Source organism: Pectobacterium sp. CHL-2024 (assembly GCF_044751765.1).
Lineage (GTDB): Bacteria > Pseudomonadota > Gammaproteobacteria > Enterobacterales > Enterobacteriaceae > Pectobacterium > Pectobacterium brasiliense.
The window spans coordinates 664,066-681,455 of record NZ_JBIXKO010000001.1 but is presented as its reverse complement, the minus strand read 5'-3'; the positions used below and the strand labels follow the sequence as shown (position 1 = coordinate 681,455).

Genomic DNA, 17,390 nt, shown 5'->3' with positions numbered 1-17,390 from the left:
CCGTCTCTGCGTACGTCTTACAACGTCGGGGATGGTACTGCTGAGGGAGATCCTTCACCAGATGGTTAAAGCAATCGCACTGATTGGTATTTCGCTTGATTTGTTTATATTTTATTCGTTCTAGTTCCGCAGTAGGATGAAATCGGTGAAGCATAAATCAGTCGATGAAGGGAAGGGATATGCAGATTTCAGCCAGCCGTCTGATGGCGACGACGCAAAGCGTATTGCAAAAAGCAGGATGTGAAGAAAACGAAGCTCGAATTGTCACCGAACACCTTGTAGCCGCGAACCTGAAAGGGCATGACAGCCACGGCGTGGGGATGTTGCCACATTATGTGGCGTTCATCGAGAAAGGCATCATGCACCCGAATACGCCAGCGCGTTTAGTGCGTGACGGTGGGGCGGTGCTGCAATTTACTGGCGATCGCGGTTTTGGTCAGCGTACGGGTAGAGAAGCGATGCAGGCGGCTATTGATCGCGTGAAAACGACGGGCGTGTGTTTAATGACGCTGTCGTCTACCTGCCATTTGGGACGCATCGGCACCTATGGAGAAATGGCGGCGGACGCCGGGCTCGTGTCGATACACTTCGTCAACGTTAACGATCTCGACCCGATTGTGGCTCCCTGGTGTGGTAGCGAAGCCCGTTTCGGGACGAACCCTATCTGCATTGCATTCCCGCCAACGGAGCATAACGCGGCCTTTGTTCTGGATTTCGCCACCAGCGTGGTGGCGCTGGGGAAAACCCGCGTCGCGTATCTGGCGGGCAAAACGTTTGATGAAGAGGTCATGCTGGATTGTCATGGTGTTTCCACGAACGATCCGAAAGTCATGTGGGAAGGCGAAAAGCACGGTGCCCTGAAACCCATTGCGAAGCATAAAGGCGGCGGGTTGATTTTAGCCGCTGAAATGCTGGCAGGGCTGTTGTCTAGTGGAGGAACCATTCAACCAGAGAACGCGCGTCAGGGGGCGATAGTGAATAACATGACGACGATTGTTATCGATCCCGCCAGTATGGTGTCTATGGCGTGGTTGCAGAAAGAATATGATGCGATGCTGGGCTACGTTCGCTCTTCAACGGCTCCCGATCCGGCACAGCCTATTTTAATCGCTGGTGAACCGGAGCGTATTTCGCAGGCACAGCGTTGTGCAGACGGTATTGACTTGTCCGATCAGGAGTGGCAGAAAATCGTGGAGGCAGGGATCGCTTTGGGGATGAATCCGGCCGAGTTCACGTTAATAGCATAATATTATTCAGGAGAAGACAATCATCGGGAGACGAAACGGATGCGGGGATGGGTAATCGTTGTGGTAATACTTGGGATGTTGGTGGCTTTGGCACCCTGGATCCAACGTCAACTCCCGCCCGGCTACGATCCCCTTTCTCCGCTGTCCGTTAATGACCCGCCCACGTTTATTACTCGGCTGAAAATGAAGTCTGTCGCCAGCGATCCTGAGGCCTGTCTGGCGGTATTAAAGCAGGCGCAGGAAAGTGGGCGACTGCGATTCTCCGAGGCCAATGATATTAGTGGCCAATGTCCGGTAGCATCGCCCGTCCGGATACAAGGTTTTGGTGCGGTCACACTCAGTTCCAGTTTTCTTGCCAGTTGCCCGCTGGCGCTGAGTAGCACCATGTTTGTGGCACAGGTCGCGGTGCCGCAGGCGCAGTCACTTGGCACGTCGTTGACGCGTATCGACCATATGGGTAGCTACGCCTGCCGTAATATCTACCATCGACCGGAAGGGCGTTTGAGCGAGCATGCAACGGCGGACGCGTGGGATATTGCCGCGTTTCGTCTCTCTGACGGTCGGCAGGTTAGCGTCCTGAATCAGTGGTCGGCAACGGACGAACGCGGCAGCTATTTGCGTACCACGTTCAGGGAAAGCTGTCGCTTTTTCGGTAACGCGCTGGGGCCGGAATATAACGCCGCACACGCGAACCACTTTCACTTTGGCATGCGCGGTTTTGGCGTGTGTCGATGAAAATACTCAGGTGAGAAAACTAGAAATCAGCGTATTCCTGAGCGGGGATCCAGAAGCCGTCAATATAGTCTTCGATGGGGAAGCAGCCCGCGCGGCGCAAGCGCTGTTCGTCCATCGCTTGCAGACACTGCGCTTCAGTGTTGTAGGCACCGACGACCACATCGTCACAGCCATGCCCGAGATAACAAACAAATATCACTAATGCAAACATGCCGTTCTCCAGACATTACCGCGATTTTCTCTACCTATCGAAATAATTGTAGATGAAAATCAGTGAGGAAAGGCAGAACGGGCGGTTCATCAGGTGGTTTTATCACCACCTGATGTAGAAACCGCATTTATTCTTTAGAAAGAGGCTGAGCGGATGCCGCGCCATCCCGCACCAGGTCGCGCGGCAGATTGTTTTTTATCCGGCTGCTGATACGTTTGGCCAGGCCGACAGGCGTGTTCTGGTAGGTTAAAATGAGTTCATCCGCAGCAGGAAGCGGTTCTGGATAGCTGTCTTTCCCCTGAAACCACTCACAGGCGATGCGATCGGTCAGCGCGTAGGCATTCTTCGCGTTCGGATCGGCCAGCGCAACAATGGCTTCATGTTGCCAGCGGAAACCTTTAGGGAAGCGTTCAGCGAGTTTAATGCCAATTCGTGAGAATTTGATATTGCCAAAAGCAGACGTCAGCGCCGCAGGGAAGAGCCAGATTTCGCTATCACGCTGCCACAGCTGAAGTAACGTCTCATCCCAGTGAAGACCCTGTTTGCCTGCCGCCTGTTTGAGTAATGCAGAATCTTTGGGCAGCATCGGAGAGAACGGGAATTTACCCACTTTATAGCCAGGTCGTGGCAGCGGCGGCACGCTGGCAGTTTTCCGCAAACGGGCAACAAAGAAGCCTTCGCTGTCATAAATCTGTGGGAAGACGTGCAGGAAGCCTTCTTCGGTTGTCGCGCGTTCGGCGTCGGTGAAGAGATCGTGTAACGATTCAAATTCGCACGCATCAGGAAACTGTGTCTGTAACCAATGGCAAACCTGCTGATTTTCCTGATTATTTAGCGTACAGGTGGAGTAAATCATCACGCCGCCAGGCTTCAGCGCATGGAACGCGCTCAAAATCAGGTCACGCTGTGTGGCCGCAATATCGGTAATGCTCTCCTGCGACCAGTGGCTCATCGCCGCGGGATCCTTACGCACCACTCCTTCACCTGAGCACGGGGCATCCAGCAGAATCGCATCAAAATACTCCGGCAGTGCCGCGCCGAAAACCCGCCCGTCGAAGTGTGTGATCGCGGTATTGCTGACGCCGCAGCGGCTGATGTTGGCATGCAACACTTTTACCCGGCTGGCTGAATACTCATTGGCGACGATAGCCCCTTCATTATTCAATCTGGCCGCGATCTGCGTTGTTTTAGAACCCGGAGCGGCCGCGACGTCCAAAACCGTTTCCAGCGCATCGTTGCGATGGAACAGGGCGCTGACGGGCAGCATCGAGCTGGCTTCCTGAATATAAAACAGCCCGCTCAGGTGCTCCAGCGTATTGCCTAGCCGCGTGTTCTCTTCTTCCGCATTCAGCAGCCAGAAGCCTTCCTGACACCAGGGAATCGGCTCAAGCTGCCAGCCATAAGGCTGTACAAGCTCAAGAAAGGCATCGACGCTGATTTTTAACGTATTCACGCGGATGCTCCGACGCAGCGGACGCTGGCAGGCGGCAATAAAATCCTCCATCGAAAGGGATGAAGGCATGATGTCCCGCATAGTGTCGAGAAATTCAGCAGGCAGGCTGGCTGGGGTAAATTTTGCCACGGCGTGGTTCCGTACAGGTTATTCAGTAAAACGAGGGAAGAAGCGGCGAAGTGTAGCACGGATCCTTCATACATCATGTGAAAACGACGAGACGGCGCGTGAAAACGACAGGGCGACGATAGGGTCGCCCTGTCCGGTGGTGAGTTTAATTATTGGGCGTTGGAATCGCCGTACCCCATTGCCGCCACTCTTTGGGCTCTTCGTTCCTCAGCAGGAAATGTTTTCCTTCCTGTGCTTTGGGGGCGAGTGGCGTGCTGGGTGGCGTCGCAAACGCGATACCGCCGCGAATGAACTGTTGGAAGGTTCCGCTCTTGATGACGCCGCCCGTCAGGCCGAATTCCAGGTTGTAACCCGAAGCCAGCCAGAAGACGGAATTATCGCGCACCAGATGCTGATAGCGTTTGCTGATACGCAGCGACACGGCGATACGGTCGGAAAGCGTGCCCAGCGACAGCCCGGTTACCGTACCGACTTCAATGCCGCGGAACAGCACTGGCGTACCAACCTGCAACGCGCCGGCTTCCGGCGCATCAACGCTGATATTCAAGCCGTCCTGATAGCGAGAATCAGAGATGGTGGCCTGCTGCAGCTCAAAACTCCGCGTTACGCTGCCGTTACCCGGTTCGACGTTAATATAAGGCTGGAATAGCGTCTCCAGATGATTCACGCCGGCAGCGGAAATTTCTGGCGTGACGACGGAAAAACGCGTCCCGGAACGGGCGAAATTACGCACGTATTCAGGGTAGAGGACAGCCTGCACCAGCACTTCATTACGCTGCTCGGACAGCTTCAGCGAATCCAACTGGCCGATATCGATTCCCAGATAGCGGATCGGCATGCCCGGCGCGAGTTTGCTGGCATCGTAGGTGCGCAGAATGATGCGGCTCCCCACGGCGCGTGCTGACGTTTCGTTGTTATACAGAACGCGTTTGCCCCCTTTAATTTCCGGTGCGCCCTCCAGATTATCAAAACTGATCGCCCCTTTAAGCGCTCGGTTCAGCGGAGAAGCTTGCACGGTCAGACCTGACGTATTCAACTGCACACGGGCACCGCCTTCTGCCCAGAACACGCTGTTTTCCGTCAGTAGCTTGCGGTGTTCGGGACGAATATAAACGTCAACCTCAAAAGTATCCGCTTTCGGCCGCACCCGCATGATTTCGCCTACCTGGAATTTACGGTACAGCACGATGGAACCGTCCTGAATATCCGGCAGGCTGTCTGTCACTAAGGTGAGAGTCGGGGACGGCGTGGCACCGCGAATTCCTTCTTCGGCTTTTTCGAGATCGCTGAACAGCGGGTAACGCGTCTGAACGTCGCCTTTGCTGCCTGGTAAAACCTGAATACCACCGCTGACCCACTCTTGTGCGCTGGCACCCAGCACTTGAACCCCATCCAGCCCCATCTTCACATTCACACGGCTGTTCACGATGAATTTGCTGTCGCGGTGTAATAGCTGGCGATATCGTGGCTCGATCACCAAAAGGAAGCTGACACCTTGTTCGTCCAGCGTACGCTTGACGACCTGACCAACCTGCACGCCGTGCAACAGCACGGGTTGGCCGCTATCAATGCCATAGCTTTGTGCTGCCGTGAGCTGAATAGAAAGCGCGCCGGGCTGGGTGAGCTGCTGTTGCCCGCTATCCAGTACCTCAAAATGCTGGCGCGGTTCGCCTTCACCGGGGATGAGCGTCAGCGTTGGGCCGCTCAGCAGACGTGAAACATTCAGGTCACTGAGTGAAAGCTGGGGCTTGCTGAGTTCGATACGCGTGCCTTCCCGCATCAGCGAAACCACGGAAGGATCGATGATGAGCTCTCCGCTGACCTTACCGTTGTCTGGGTTCAACGTGATTTTATTGAGCGTGCCGACTTCCAATCCCTGATACATCAGCGGGGTACGCCCTTCGGATAGGCTGTCGCCGGAAGGCAAATCCAGCGTGATTTTCACACCGCGCTGGCTTTGTGCCAGGTCGGGATAGAGGCGATAGGATTGTTCGGCACCCGCATTCTCGCTCTCTTCCGGCGAATCGAACGCGATCGCGCCGTTAACCAGCGCCGCCAGATTCTCCATCTCAATTTTTGCACCGCTGACGCTAATGTCCGCATTAAAGCCAGACACATTCCAGAAGCGGCTATTTTTCTTCACCAGATGGGTAAAGCGGCGTTCAACCAGCACGTCAATCATCACACCGTGGCTATCTTGGGAAACGGTGTAATCGTAAACTTTCCCCACCGGGATTTTTCGGTAGTAAACCAGCGAACCGGTATTCAGTGAGCCGAGATCGTCGGCATGGAGATGAATCAGCAGTTCCCCGGTATTCACGCGGTATTTGGGCTGCGTATCCAGCGCGGAAAAGTGCTCTTGCGGATCGCCGGAGCCGGGCATCATGCCAATGTAGTTACCGCCCACCAGCGCATCCAGCCCTGAAACCCCAGCGAGAGAGGCTTTCGGGGTAACCAGCCAGAACTGCGTGCCGCTGCGCAACGCTTCCTTCATATCGCTTTTGATACTGGCTTCGACCTGAATGGTACGCAGGTCTTCACTCAGCTTGATATTTTGCACGGTGCCGACTTCGACCCCCTGATAGCGCACGGGAGTACGCCCAGCGACAATACCGTCAGCGGAGACAAAATCGATGGTGACCGTTGCGCCGCGCTCCTGCTGATTGGTGTAAATCAGCCAGCCGGCAATCATCAACGCAATCAGCGGCAGCAGCCAAAACGGCGACAGGCGACGCTTGTTCTTCACGGTAGCTTCAGTTGGTGTCCCAGGCGTATTATCTTGCATTGTTATTCCACATCAGTGTTATCCCACATCAGTCGGCTATCCAGCCATTCAACGGCAAGGATAGTGAGAATCACCGCTGCGCCAAAGTAAAAAGCAGCAGGCCCCATGGTGAAAGCGAGTAATTGATCGCGGTTGACGAGCGACATCGTCAGAGCAATCACAAATAAATCGAGCATGGACCAGCGACCGATCCAACGGATAACGCGCAGCATCTTCATGCGCATCATTATGTTGCCTTCTGAGCGAAGATGGATACTCACCAGCAGCCCGAACAGCACAATAACCTTAGTAAACGGCACCAGAATACTGGCGATAAAGACCACCAGCGCGATCGGAACATTGCCTGACGCAAGCGAAAGAATACCGGAAAAAATCGTGTCCTCCGTACGCGCACCGTTGACATAAATAATTGATATGGGTAACAGGTTAGCGGGGAGCAGTAAAATTATAGAAGCAATGAGCGCTGCCCAGGATTTTTGCAGACTTTGCCGCTGGCGCAAGCGAAGCGGAATATGGCACCGGGGGCAACGCCCCCGATTGTCGGGCGAACTGGTGAAGTGGCAGGAAAGGCAGATTCGATAGCGATCCGGCGCAATCAACGGTCTCATACGTGGATAAAACCGCTGCCAAAGCTGGTCGGTATTTAAGTGAATCAGCGTCAACAGGCTTAAGGTCATCAGTGCCAGAAAGGCGACCAGCCCGATTCCCGCCTGAACATCTGCAAATTCACGGACTTTGATTGCGGCAACGGCCATGCCGACCAGATAGATATCCAGCATCATCCATTCTTTTAGCCGTTGCAACATGAGGAGGATGGGGCGCAGATTCATCCCGATTCGGGGAGCAAAGAACAGGTATAACAGAGAAAAAACCAGCGTGAGCGGGGCGCCAACGGTACAGAAGGCGACCATACTTGCCGTGAGCGGGTGCCCTTGACGGGTGATTTGCCAAATGCCTTCAAACAGGCTGGCATTGATGGTGACGCCCAGCAGCCGAATACTGATCAACGGCTCTGTGAAGGCGAACGGCATCAGTACCAGCATGGCGACGGCCATCGCAGCAAGACGAGAAATACTCCAGTCTCGGCCTGAACTGACTTTGGCATCGCAGCGTGGACAATTCGCCGTCTGAGTTCGTTTCAACTGCGGCAACGCAAAAAAGGCATCGCATTCAGGGCAGCGGTGATAGCGATCGATCGCAGGTACGGCACTTTTCGCCCCCTCGGTTAACGGCGGCCGGGGAGATGGAAACGGGGCAGGGCTGGTTATACTCTGTATTTTCATCTTTCCTGCGATCCGATAGAAGGTGTTAAGTCCCGTTATATTCACGATAGATAACGTATTCACAGCTATTTAGTGTAACTGAAGGCTCACTGAATGATAAATTCATAATAAGGCTCTGATCTCTGCCCGATATTATTTTACAGGTGGAAATAGCATGATATGCACGACAGCGGTACAGTAAAGTGGATGATTCTTCGCGCGAAGGCGCTAATCTTATGGCATTCTGTAACCGATGCTAATGCAGTCTGTGTGGAAACGGTTCGCACTGTTTTGAAAAGACAACGATATACTTTATGAATAAGCAAGTATGAACAAACAAGAATTTTATCAGGATCTCATTCGCGACATGTCATCGCTTATCGCGGATGAAAACCGTTTTATTACGATTTTATCAAACAGTAGTGCGTTGCTGTTTGAGCGTTTGGATGGGGTTAACTGGGCAGGGTTTTACCTGTTGGATAACGACACGCTTTTCCTGGGACCGTTTCAGGGCAAGGTTGCTTGTGTGCGTATTCCGGTTGGCAAAGGTGTATGCGGTGCGGCAATAGCTGAAAATCGCATTCAGCGCGTGGATGATGTCCATGCGTTCCCTGGTCATATCGCCTGTGATGCCGCGAGTAATGCTGAAATTGTGCTACCGCTTGTCGTTAACGGGCAACCGATTGGCGTTCTGGATATTGACAGTACCCTTTATCAGCGTTTTGACGCAGATGATGAAGAAGGGCTGAAGGCCGTGGTGAGCGTACTTTGTGCTCAACTGGAAGCGAGTGATGTGATGACATTCATCAATTCTCTCACGTTGAGACAAGGTTAACGTGGCAATTGCCGATGGCGTCATTATAATGACGCCTGTTCATGCCTGCGCCGGTTGGCAAACCCGTTGTAATCAGGAAATTTCATGGAAAATCAACCTAAGTTGAACAGTAGTAAAGAAGTCATTGCCTTTTTGGCAGAGCGGTTCCCGCTTTGTTTCACCACTGAAGGTGAAACTCGTCCGTTAAAGATCGGTATTTTTCAGGATCTTGTTGAGCGTGTTCCGGAGTCCGATAACGTCAGTAAGACGCAATTACGCTCTGCGCTGCGTCTTTACACCTCAAGCTGGCGGTATCTGTACGGTGTAAAATTGGGTGCCCAACGTGTGGATCTGGATGGTAACCCATGCGGTGAGTTGGAACAGCAGCATGTCGATCATGCTCGTAAGCAATTGGAAGAAGCGAAAGCGCGAGTTCAGGCTCAGCGTGCTGAGCAACAGGCGAAAAAACGTGAAGCAGCCGGAGAGTCGGCAGAAGCAGCGCGTACTCCTCGTCCTGCTCAGAAACGTGCGCCGCGCCGTGATGCTTCAAACAATGCATCTCAAAACCGTGCACCGCGTAATCCACGTCAGCCTTCTTCCGGCCAATCGCAGCCCTCTTCTCAGCAATCCGCGAATGCTCAATCTCGTCAGGCAAAACCTGCCAGCAATGAGCGTCAACGGGTAGCGGTTACGGATGTTTCCAAACTGCAAATCGGTCAGGAAATCAAAGTCAGAGCCGGCAAAGACGCCATGGATGCCACCGTGCTTGAAATTGCCAAAGGCGAAGTCAGAGTACAATTGGCTTCTGGACTGGCAATGATTGTACGCGCAGAACACTTGCAGTTCTGATACGGAGGCCAACCTGGGCATGAACAACTTAGTCAAAATAACCGCCATCGCAGGTTTACTGCTGGCGGGCTCTAGTTTTGCAAATGAAAACATTACGCGTGTTGAACAGATTCCTCAGCTACATCAGGAGCCTCAGCACGCTACCGTTAGCGACAGGGTGGCCTCACGTTTCCTGCGTTCGCACTATCGCCAGTTTATGCTGGATGCGCAGTTCTCTGAGAAAATTTTTAACCGCTACCTCAATATGCTGGACTACAGCCACAACGTGCTGTTGGCCTCTGATGTGGTACAATTTTCCGGGCAAAAAGCCCAGTTGGGCGACGCGCTGAAATCCGGTCAACTGGATGTTCCGTACGCGTTGTACAATTTGGCGCAGAAGCGTCGGTTTGAGCGTTTTCAATATGCACTGTCGCTGTTGGATAAACCGGTCGATCTGACGGGCAATGAGACGTTTGAGCTCGACCGCAGCAAAGCCCCTTGGCCGCAGAACGTGGGTGAACTTAACCGCCTGTGGGATGCCAAGGTAAAATATGACTGGCTCAGCCTGAAGCTGACCGGTAAAGATGATAAAGACATCAAAGAGACGCTGACCAAGCGTTACCAGTTTGCGATTCGCCGTCTGGCGCAAAGCAACAGCGAAGATGTTTTCCAACTCGTCATGAACGCCTTTGCGCGTGAAATTGACCCGCATACCAGCTACCTGTCACCGCGTAACACCGAGCAATTCAATACCGAAATGAGCCTGTCGCTCGAAGGGATTGGTGCGGTGTTACAGATGGATGACGACTACACCATGATTAATTCTATGGTGCCTGGTGGTCCGGCAGCGAAAAGCAAAAACATTACCGTCGGTGACCGCGTGGTTGGCGTAGGCCAAAGCGGTAAGCCAATGGTGGATGTTATCGGCTGGCGTCTGGATGATGTCGTTGCGCTGATTAAAGGGCCGAAAGGCAGTAAGGTGCGTCTGGAGATTCTGCCTGCTGGCAAGGGGACGAAAACCCGCATTGTTACGCTGACGCGTGAACGCATTCGCCTTGAAGACCGCGCGGTTAAAATGTCCGTCAAGACGGTCGGCAAGGATAAAGTCGGCGTGCTGGACATCCCCGGTTTCTATGTCGGCCTGACGGATGACGTGAAAGTTCAGCTCCAGAAGCTGGAAAAACAGAACGTCAGCAGCATTGTGATTGACTTACGTACTAACGGCGGCGGTGCGCTGACGGAAGCGGTAGGGCTTTCCGGTCTGTTTATCCCAGGCGGCCCTGTGGTTCAGGTACGCGATAATAACGGCAAAGTGCGCGAAGACAGCGACACCGACGGCATTGTGTATTACAAAGGCCCGCTGGTGGTGCTGGTAGACCGTTTCAGTGCTTCTGCTTCCGAGATCTTCGCGGCAGCAATGCAGGATTATGGCCGTGCTTTGATCGTCGGTGAACCGACGTTTGGTAAAGGCACCGTACAGCAGTATCGCTCTCTGAATCGGATTTACGATCAGATGCTGCGTCCTGACTGGCCAGCGCTGGGTTCTGTGCAATATACGATTCAGAAGTTCTATCGCATTGACGGCGGCAGTACTCAGATGAAAGGCGTGACGCCTGACGTGATGATGCCAACCGGTACGGAAACGGTAGATACCGGTGAGAAGTTTGAAGATAACGCGCTACCGTGGGACAGCATCAAAGCGGCTAACTACACGAAGAGCGGCGATCTGAAGGCACTGATCAGCAAACTGAATGAACATCATCAGGAGCGTATCGCCAAAGATCCTGAGTTCCAGTATGTCGCGCAAGATATTGCTCGCTACAACGCGCTGAAGGATAAGCGCAACATCGTGTCGCTCAACCTTGCCCAGCGCGAGAAAGAGAATGACGATGATGAAGCGATGCGTCTGAAGCGGATTAACGATCGACTGGCGAGAGAAGGTAAAAAACCGCTCAAATCGCTGGAAGATCTGCCGAAAGACTATCAGGCACCCGATCCTTATCTGGATGAAACAGTGAAAATTGCTAACGATTTGGCACAGGAACAAAAAGAGTAATTCGCTAAAATCGTGCCGATAATTAAACGCCCTGTCTGGTTTATCCAACAGGGCGTTTTTTTAACTTACGTTGAGCGTTTTGGGATGAAAGCGCGGTGCTGTAGATGACGATTAACGAAACTTGGTTGGCGAACAGCCAAAACGGGTTTTAAACCGTTCGGAAAAACGCGCCGAGGATTTATACCCGCAGGCTTCGGCCAGACGCTGCATACTCCATGATGTCGTCTGTACCAGCATCATCGCGTGTTGCATTCGTGTCTCCAGCAACAGCACTTCAAAGCGTGTCTGCTCGGCGGATAGCCTTCGACGCAGCGTAGCCTCGCTCATCGCCAGCAGGCGACCCGCAGACTGTGCGGTCCAGTGTCGTTCCGGTTCTTCACTGATAAGCGCACGCAGTTGTGCCGTAACGCCGGGCTGTGGCGGTGCGCCAAAACGATATCCCCGTTCCGACAGCGCCAGCAACATATCCATTAGCCGCAGTTCGAGACGCAATTCATTAAGTGCGTTGCCCGTAATCCCCTCAACCAGATACTGCAATGTGTGGGTGAGATCGTCATCCAACGCGAGGGTAGTGAAGGGACTCGGATGATGCGCAGGGGCCAATTCCTCAGGGTAGCGTTGATAAAACCGCGCCAGAAGCGTGGATGAAAACGTCAGAAAGATCGACCGGAAAGCGGAGTCATGACCGCCGGGCGTTTTCGCCAGATCGGCGCTTGCATCAGGCGTAATCAGACAAAGCTGAGATGGCGTATCGACAACCGTCGTTTCGTTCTGTTCAAGAAGGGTTAACCGGCCAGAGAGAACCAGCAGAAGCGTGGCCTCATAAAAATGAAAACGCGTTGTCTGCTGTGGCGTGCGTAAGTGAGGCTGAGCTAGCGCACACAGGCCATACCGCTGTAGCGGCTGGCCTGATGGCAATCGCCAGTCCGCCTCTGCACTAAGAGGCGGGGCCGCGGGGCGTAAAGCGGTCACGCACATGGCCGGACATTCTTATAACGAGGCATGATCATAACGTATTGCTATCACAACAATGCGGGGTTCAGCGTATACAGCCCGGTGAGTGTCGCTTCTGCCAGTACTGGCGCGTTAGCCAGCGCAGCGCGGACATTCGCTCCGTTAAGTTCACCTTCTATCGTTAAAGTCGGCGTCGCGAGAGCGTAAAGTGTGAAGATGTAATGATGGACGATCGCATCGTTCCACGGTGGGCAAGGACCATCATAACCATAGTAGGTGCCTTTCATCTGCTCGTCCGTGGCGAACCAGCCCGTGTAATCATTGATGCCGTGCCGGAGTCCGGTCGGTGCATTCGGGCCTGCTTTCCCACGCGGTGTGATGCCAGTGGAATGCGAGGCGGCAGGAATTTCATTGATGCTGGCTGGAATGTCCAGCAATAGCCAATGGTAGAAATCGACACGCGGCAGAGAGGCGCTAACCTCGCGGCCTTCCTGATTCACATCGTCACCGCGGCTGGGTACATCTGGGTCGTGGCAGACCAACACGAAAGACTGTGTTCCTTCGGGCGCGCCGTGCCAGGCAAGGTGGGGATTGTGGTTAGAAGACAGGGCAATGTGGCTAGTTGCATCGGGTACGGCAAACGCAAATTCGCCTGGGATAGTGTCGCCGTCTTGAAAACTGTGGCTGGAGAGTTGCAGCATGGTGGTGCTCCTTATCGTGATTCCGGTGGGGGTGGAATCATTATAGAAGAAGCGGAGCGTAATTATTTTCCTAATGCCGTCAGGATAATGCTTTTGGCTGTCAATTTGAGGGCTTTAGGCGCGCAAACTCGCTAAATGATGTTAAAGAAATGACGTCAGGTAGGGAAAAGCAGGGGGCTGACAAACCCGTCGAGTGGTGATTCGGATACGCTAAACGAGCGTTCAAGCCACCAGCAAGTGTTAGCACGTGGACTACGTCACTCATCATGAATGTCAGACAACCCTGAAAAACATGAAGGAGTCTGGCCCGTCACTGTGCGAAATGCGGCAATGAAGGAAGAGGGGCATGAAAATCCCAGTTTGTAGGCCACATTTTTGACCGGCATACCGTTAGAAAGCAGGTCCATGGATACAAAAATCCTCGCCCGTTGCTTCCAGGTCCGAAAACTGCACCCGGTATCTTCTGTGAAATAACGTGAAAAAGTGCGTTCGGACATTGCAACCCGCTCCGCGAATTCACTCAGGGATACGTTCCATCTATTGTTGACGAGTATATCTTGAGCCACTTTGTGCAATTTATCATCACATGGCATGGCCAGATCCACAGGAAGCGCTTCGGTTTCATTTACGATTCTGAGCAATAATTGGGCGATTAACTTTTGTGTCGAGTGGTTGAAAGATTGCTCAAACAAACTGGATATCAGGTGTTGTGCGAAAGGCGTCATGCCGATGACATGAATGTGATCCAGTGTTTTCATACCGCAGGCTTCCGCACAAACGAAGGTGTAAAGTACAACGTTCTTAATTCAGTATGAGAAAGCAGGGTGAAGGAATGCCACTGCTCCGCTGGTAGCCAAAGTGATCTTTGAGGAGGTATTACCCACTGTCGACTATCTGTTTGGACTAACATCACGCCTTTCACAGCATAAAGCAGTTGCCCCCGTTTATGCCTGTGTGACGGATTTAATTCACCCCGCTCGTACGATCGGGCGAGACATCCCCAGTCGGAATTGTTCATTTCTATTGTCATCTCATCTGTATCGATTGGCGTATTAAATTCAGTCGATGCCATTATCATAATTTTTTCCGCAAGTATGTACGAATGAAACGACATTGTTTCTGTGACATAGTCGATGTCAGGCACCGAGCTGCAAGGAGTTATGGTGAAAACTGGCATGCAGATAATGTTGTTTTTCACCTGCCAATGAGAAACATAAGATATGTCTTCTACTGAAGTGAGCGAACAAGTACCAACACAAGCAAATGTTGGGAGTGACACTGGAAAATTTTTGGTTAACATCGTCGGAGCAATCGCGTTAACTCATGCATGCAACGATGTTATTCAGGCCACGCTGCCATCAATTTACCCGATGCTGAAAGAAAATTTCACGCTGTCGTACGCACAAATTGGCATGATTGCGCTGGTTTACCAAATTACGGCCTCCCTTCTTCAACCCTGGGTTGGTTTGTATACCGACAAACGTCCTAAACCCTATCTTCTACCCGCAGGGATGGCTGTTACGTTTCTGGGTATCGGTGTGTTGGCAATAGCTGACAGCTTTACCCTGTTGCTCATCTCTGCGGCGTTAGTTGGAGTAGGGTCGTCCACATTTCACCCTGAGGCCTCACGGGTTGCCCGAATGGCTTCCGGCGGGAAGTTTGGCACCGCTCAGTCGGTTTTTCAGGTCGGGGGAAATGCGGGTACCGCATTCGGTCCTTTGATCGCCGCACTGTTGATACTTCCCCACGGGCAAATGTCAGTCGCGTGGTTAATGATCATCGCGTTTATTGCCATTGTTATTTTGACTCGTATAAGCCGTTGGACTATCGAGCACGGGCATGCGCAGAGCAAAAAACATGATAGCGTCAGTGGTGAAAAATTACCCCGAAGCAAAGTGATTCTTGCCGTCGCAATTGTCAGTGTTTTGATGCTGACGAAGTTCACCTACATCGCCTCCATCAGCAATTACTATACGTTTTACCTGATTCAACGTTTTGATATTACCTTACGCGATGCGCAGTTCTGCCTGTTTGCTTTCCTTGCAGCAGTAGCGATTGGAACGTTTGCTGGTGGGCCGGTTGGCGATCGTATCGGCCGCAAGGCGGTGATCTGGATATCATTTTTAGGGGTTATTCCCTTCGCTCCGATCCTGCCGCATGCAAATTTTTTCTGGACCGTCACGTTAACACTCATAATTGGTTTTGTACTGTCTTCGGCGTTTGCTGCACTCGTGGTATATGCACAAGAAGTTGTGCCAGGAAGAACGGGGATGGTTGCCAGAATTATGTTCGGTATCATGTTTGGTGTGGGGGCATTGCCGCCGCAGGTTTAGGTAAGTTGGCTGATATCTATGGAATTGTGTCGGTCTATGATGCCTGCGGTTACCTTCCGTTGCTTGGGCTAGCCACTTTGCTGATGCCGGATACGCGTAAAAAATCAAGATAACTACCGCTGAACAGCCTGTCTTGATATTGATAAGTCATTTATTGTAAGGGTGATCCGCCCTTACATGATTGGTGAATGCGTAAGTGTTGTTAGATTAACCCAACGAAAGGGACACCCTATGTTTTTCAGCCAGTATGATTCTCCAATGGGAGAAATTACGGTAGCAGCCGATGGGAGAAACTTGACCGGACTCTGGTTCGTAGGTCAAAAATATTATGCGGAGTCCCTTCACGTCGAACCATCGATAAGCACCGAACTGCCGCTTTTTTCTGTCACTAAACGATGGTTAGATGCTTATTTCTCAGGCAAGAATCCCTCCCTCGATACTCTGCCATTGGCACCAAGCGGTAGTGATTTTAGGCTGGCTGTTTGGCAACGCTTATGTCAGATCCCGTATGGTGAATATGTCACATACGGAACGGTAGCCAGAGATGTTGCGGCCGTTATGGGTAAAACCAGCATGTCAGCTCAGGCTACCGGTGGGGCGGTGGGTCACAACCCAATATCTATTATCATTCCCTGCCATCGGGTAATCGGTACCAATAACAGTTTGACTGGGTATGCTGGCGGTATCGCAAAAAAAATTAAGTTACTTGAACTGGAAGGGGTTAATACCGTGAATATGAGCGTCCCTATCAAAGGGACGTCTCTATGATAATGATCGTCTTACCCGATCGGATAAAGAAGCAGCATTGCTATCGAGTGACACGATATCTTGCGATTAACGACCCGCTTTTAGCTGCTGGAAGTAGGTTTCATACAGCGTGCTGGCGCTGCCAACGTCGTTCTGCCATTCGCCTTTCGCGATAGTTTCATCATCCGGGTACAGCGTTTTGTCCCCTGAAACCTCCGGTGGCAGTAACTTTTTCGCCACCAGGTTCGGCGTTGGATAACCGATCGTTTCCGCAACCTGTGCCGCGACTTCTGGGCGTAGCAGGAAGTCGATCAGCTTCATCGCACCGTCAACGTTTTTGGCATTGGCCGGAATCGCCAGACTGTCCATCCAGAAGATGCCGCCTTCTTTGGGCCAGATAACATCCAGCGGAGTACCTGCCTGACGCGCCACGTAGGCAGAACCATTCCACACCATACCCAGATTGACTTCACCTTCGATGAACGGGTTGCCGGGGTTGTCTGAGTTGAACGTCAGCACGTTCGGCATCAGAGCCTGCAATTCTTTATAGGCCGCTTCAATCTCTTTGGGATCGGTGGTATTTGCGGAGTAACCCAGTTTACGCAGAGCGATTTGGAACACCTCACGCGCGTCATCGGTCAGCAGCAGGCTGTTTTTGTACTTTGTATTCCACAGATCGGCCCAACTGGTGATGCTGGCGGGGTCAATCATTTCATGATTAATACCAATCGCCGTGGCACCCCAGATATAAGGAATGGAGTAATCGTTGTTTGGATCGAAAGATTTGTGCAGCAGATTCGGATCGAGATTATGGAAGTTGCTGAGCTTGCGGGTATCAATCTTTTGCAGCATGCCTTCTTTGCTCATCTTGGAGATGAAATACGTTGAAGGCACGACCAAATCGTAAGCGCCGTCCTTATAGGTCTTCAACTTGGCATACATACTCTCGTTGGATTCATAGGTGGAGTAAATCACCTTGATGCCCGTTTCTTTCGTGAACTGTTCCAATAGGCCCGGCGGCACGTATTCGGTCCAGTTATAGAAATAGAGTGTTTTGCTGTCGCTGGCATTGGCGGTGCTAATGCCGAACGCCATTGCGCAGGCTGCCAGTAGGTGTGGCCACTTTTTCATTATG

Annotated in this window: 13 protein-coding genes and 2 pseudogenes; 7 read left to right on the top strand and 8 right to left on the bottom strand. The window is 52.3% G+C overall.

Annotated elements, in window-relative coordinates:
* Positions 1 to 179 precede the first annotated feature (179 nt).
* On the top strand, positions 180 to 1,247 hold the full coding sequence (locus ACIPUG_RS03040; protein WP_400337251.1) for a malate/lactate/ureidoglycolate dehydrogenase: 1,068 nt from the start codon (positions 180 to 182) through the stop codon (positions 1,245 to 1,247).
* Between the two features lie 39 nt (positions 1,248 to 1,286).
* Positions 1,287 to 1,982, top strand: coding sequence for an extensin family protein (locus tag ACIPUG_RS03035; protein WP_400337249.1), 696 nt, complete (start codon positions 1,287 to 1,289; stop codon positions 1,980 to 1,982).
* A 19-nt stretch (positions 1,983 to 2,001) separates the two neighbouring features.
* Here ACIPUG_RS03035 and ACIPUG_RS03030 read toward each other — a convergent pair whose 3' ends face one another.
* From ACIPUG_RS03030 to yebS, 4 genes are all read right to left on the bottom strand, one after another.
* Positions 2,002 to 2,193, bottom strand: a complete 192-nt coding sequence (locus tag ACIPUG_RS03030) for a YebW family protein (RefSeq protein ID WP_010275816.1) — start codon at positions 2,191 to 2,193, stop codon at positions 2,002 to 2,004.
* A 127-nt stretch (positions 2,194 to 2,320) separates the two neighbouring features.
* Positions 2,321 to 3,775 (bottom strand): 16S rRNA (cytosine(1407)-C(5))-methyltransferase RsmF, encoded by a 1,455-nt coding sequence (gene rsmF, locus ACIPUG_RS03025; protein ID WP_400337247.1) that lies wholly within the window; start codon positions 3,773 to 3,775, stop codon positions 2,321 to 2,323.
* A 145-nt stretch (positions 3,776 to 3,920) separates the two neighbouring features.
* Complete coding sequence (locus ACIPUG_RS03020; RefSeq protein ID WP_400337245.1) at positions 3,921 to 6,560, bottom strand: MlaD family protein; 2,640 nt, start codon at positions 6,558 to 6,560, stop codon at positions 3,921 to 3,923.
* Between the two features lie 2 nt (positions 6,561 to 6,562).
* The gene (yebS, locus tag ACIPUG_RS03015) at positions 6,563 to 7,843 is read right to left on the bottom strand and encodes a membrane integrity lipid transport subunit YebS (protein ID WP_014915231.1); all 1,281 of its coding nucleotides are present in this window, start codon (positions 7,841 to 7,843) and stop codon (positions 6,563 to 6,565) included.
* A gap of 307 nt (positions 7,844 to 8,150) precedes the next feature.
* Here yebS and ACIPUG_RS03010 point away from each other — a divergent pair, with 307 nt between their 5' ends.
* The 3 genes from ACIPUG_RS03010 (at position 8,151) to prc (ending at position 11,520) form a co-directional block, all read left to right on the top strand.
* A complete protein-coding gene (locus tag ACIPUG_RS03010; protein WP_010275800.1) occupies positions 8,151 to 8,657 on the top strand; it encodes a GAF domain-containing protein in 507 nt (168 codons plus the stop codon).
* Positions 8,658 to 8,741: 84 nt separating this feature from the next.
* Positions 8,742 to 9,485, top strand: a complete 744-nt coding sequence (proQ, locus tag ACIPUG_RS03005; protein WP_014915232.1) for an RNA chaperone ProQ — start codon at positions 8,742 to 8,744, stop codon at positions 9,483 to 9,485.
* Positions 9,486 to 9,504: 19 nt separating this feature from the next.
* The gene (gene prc / locus ACIPUG_RS03000) at positions 9,505 to 11,520 is read left to right on the top strand and encodes a carboxy terminal-processing peptidase (protein WP_400337243.1); all 2,016 of its coding nucleotides are present in this window, start codon (positions 9,505 to 9,507) and stop codon (positions 11,518 to 11,520) included.
* A 111-nt stretch (positions 11,521 to 11,631) separates the two neighbouring features.
* On the opposite strand, the gene ACIPUG_RS02995 is transcribed toward prc, so the two are convergent.
* From ACIPUG_RS02995 to ACIPUG_RS02985, 3 genes and pseudogenes are all read right to left on the bottom strand, one after another.
* A complete protein-coding gene (locus ACIPUG_RS02995) occupies positions 11,632 to 12,498 on the bottom strand; it encodes a helix-turn-helix transcriptional regulator (protein WP_400337241.1) in 867 nt (288 codons plus the stop codon).
* A 44-nt stretch (positions 12,499 to 12,542) separates the two neighbouring features.
* Positions 12,543 to 13,175, bottom strand: coding sequence for a YbhB/YbcL family Raf kinase inhibitor-like protein (locus ACIPUG_RS02990; protein WP_205563558.1), 633 nt, complete (start codon positions 13,173 to 13,175; stop codon positions 12,543 to 12,545).
* 257 nt (positions 13,176 to 13,432) lie between these two features.
* Positions 13,433 to 14,253: pseudogene (locus tag ACIPUG_RS02985) on the bottom strand (AraC family transcriptional regulator).
* 142 nt (positions 14,254 to 14,395) lie between these two features.
* Here ACIPUG_RS02985 and ACIPUG_RS02980 point away from each other — a divergent pair.
* Both ACIPUG_RS02980 and ACIPUG_RS02975 read left to right on the top strand, forming a co-directional pair.
* Positions 14,396 to 15,621 (top strand): annotated as a pseudogene (locus tag ACIPUG_RS02980) (MFS transporter).
* Positions 15,622 to 15,739: 118 nt separating this feature from the next.
* Positions 15,740 to 16,276: a methylated-DNA--[protein]-cysteine S-methyltransferase gene (locus ACIPUG_RS02975; RefSeq protein WP_400337239.1), complete on the top strand. Its 537-nt coding sequence runs from the start codon at positions 15,740 to 15,742 to the stop codon at positions 16,274 to 16,276.
* A gap of 66 nt (positions 16,277 to 16,342) precedes the next feature.
* On the opposite strand, the gene potD is transcribed toward ACIPUG_RS02975, so the two are convergent.
* Positions 16,343 to 17,386, bottom strand: a complete 1,044-nt coding sequence (gene potD / locus ACIPUG_RS02970; protein ID WP_400337237.1) for a spermidine/putrescine ABC transporter substrate-binding protein PotD — start codon at positions 17,384 to 17,386, stop codon at positions 16,343 to 16,345.
* Positions 17,387 to 17,390: the final 4 nt, after the last annotated feature.

Coding starts and splice junctions, on each gene's coding strand:
- ACIPUG_RS03040 (WP_400337251.1), top strand. CDS start 180: ATGCAGATTTCAGCCAGCCGTCTGATGGCGACGACGCAAAGCGTATTG.
- ACIPUG_RS03035 (WP_400337249.1), top strand. CDS start 1,287: ATGCGGGGATGGGTAATCGTTGTGGTAATACTTGGGATGTTGGTGGCT.
- ACIPUG_RS03030 (WP_010275816.1), bottom strand. CDS start 2,193: ATGTTTGCATTAGTGATATTTGTTTGTTATCTCGGGCATGGCTGTGAC.
- ACIPUG_RS03020 (WP_400337245.1), bottom strand. CDS start 6,560: ATGCAAGATAATACGCCTGGGACACCAACTGAAGCTACCGTGAAGAAC.
- yebS (WP_014915231.1), bottom strand. CDS start 7,843: ATGAAAATACAGAGTATAACCAGCCCTGCCCCGTTTCCATCTCCCCGG.
- ACIPUG_RS03010 (WP_010275800.1), top strand. CDS start 8,151: ATGAACAAACAAGAATTTTATCAGGATCTCATTCGCGACATGTCATCG.
- proQ (WP_014915232.1), top strand. CDS start 8,742: ATGGAAAATCAACCTAAGTTGAACAGTAGTAAAGAAGTCATTGCCTTT.
- prc (WP_400337243.1), top strand. CDS start 9,505: ATGAACAACTTAGTCAAAATAACCGCCATCGCAGGTTTACTGCTGGCG.
- ACIPUG_RS02995 (WP_400337241.1), bottom strand. CDS start 12,498: ATGTGCGTGACCGCTTTACGCCCCGCGGCCCCGCCTCTTAGTGCAGAG.
- ACIPUG_RS02990 (WP_205563558.1), bottom strand. CDS start 13,175: ATGCTGCAACTCTCCAGCCACAGTTTTCAAGACGGCGACACTATCCCA.
- ACIPUG_RS02975 (WP_400337239.1), top strand. CDS start 15,740: ATGTTTTTCAGCCAGTATGATTCTCCAATGGGAGAAATTACGGTAGCA.
- potD (WP_400337237.1), bottom strand. CDS start 17,386: ATGAAAAAGTGGCCACACCTACTGGCAGCCTGCGCAATGGCGTTCGGC.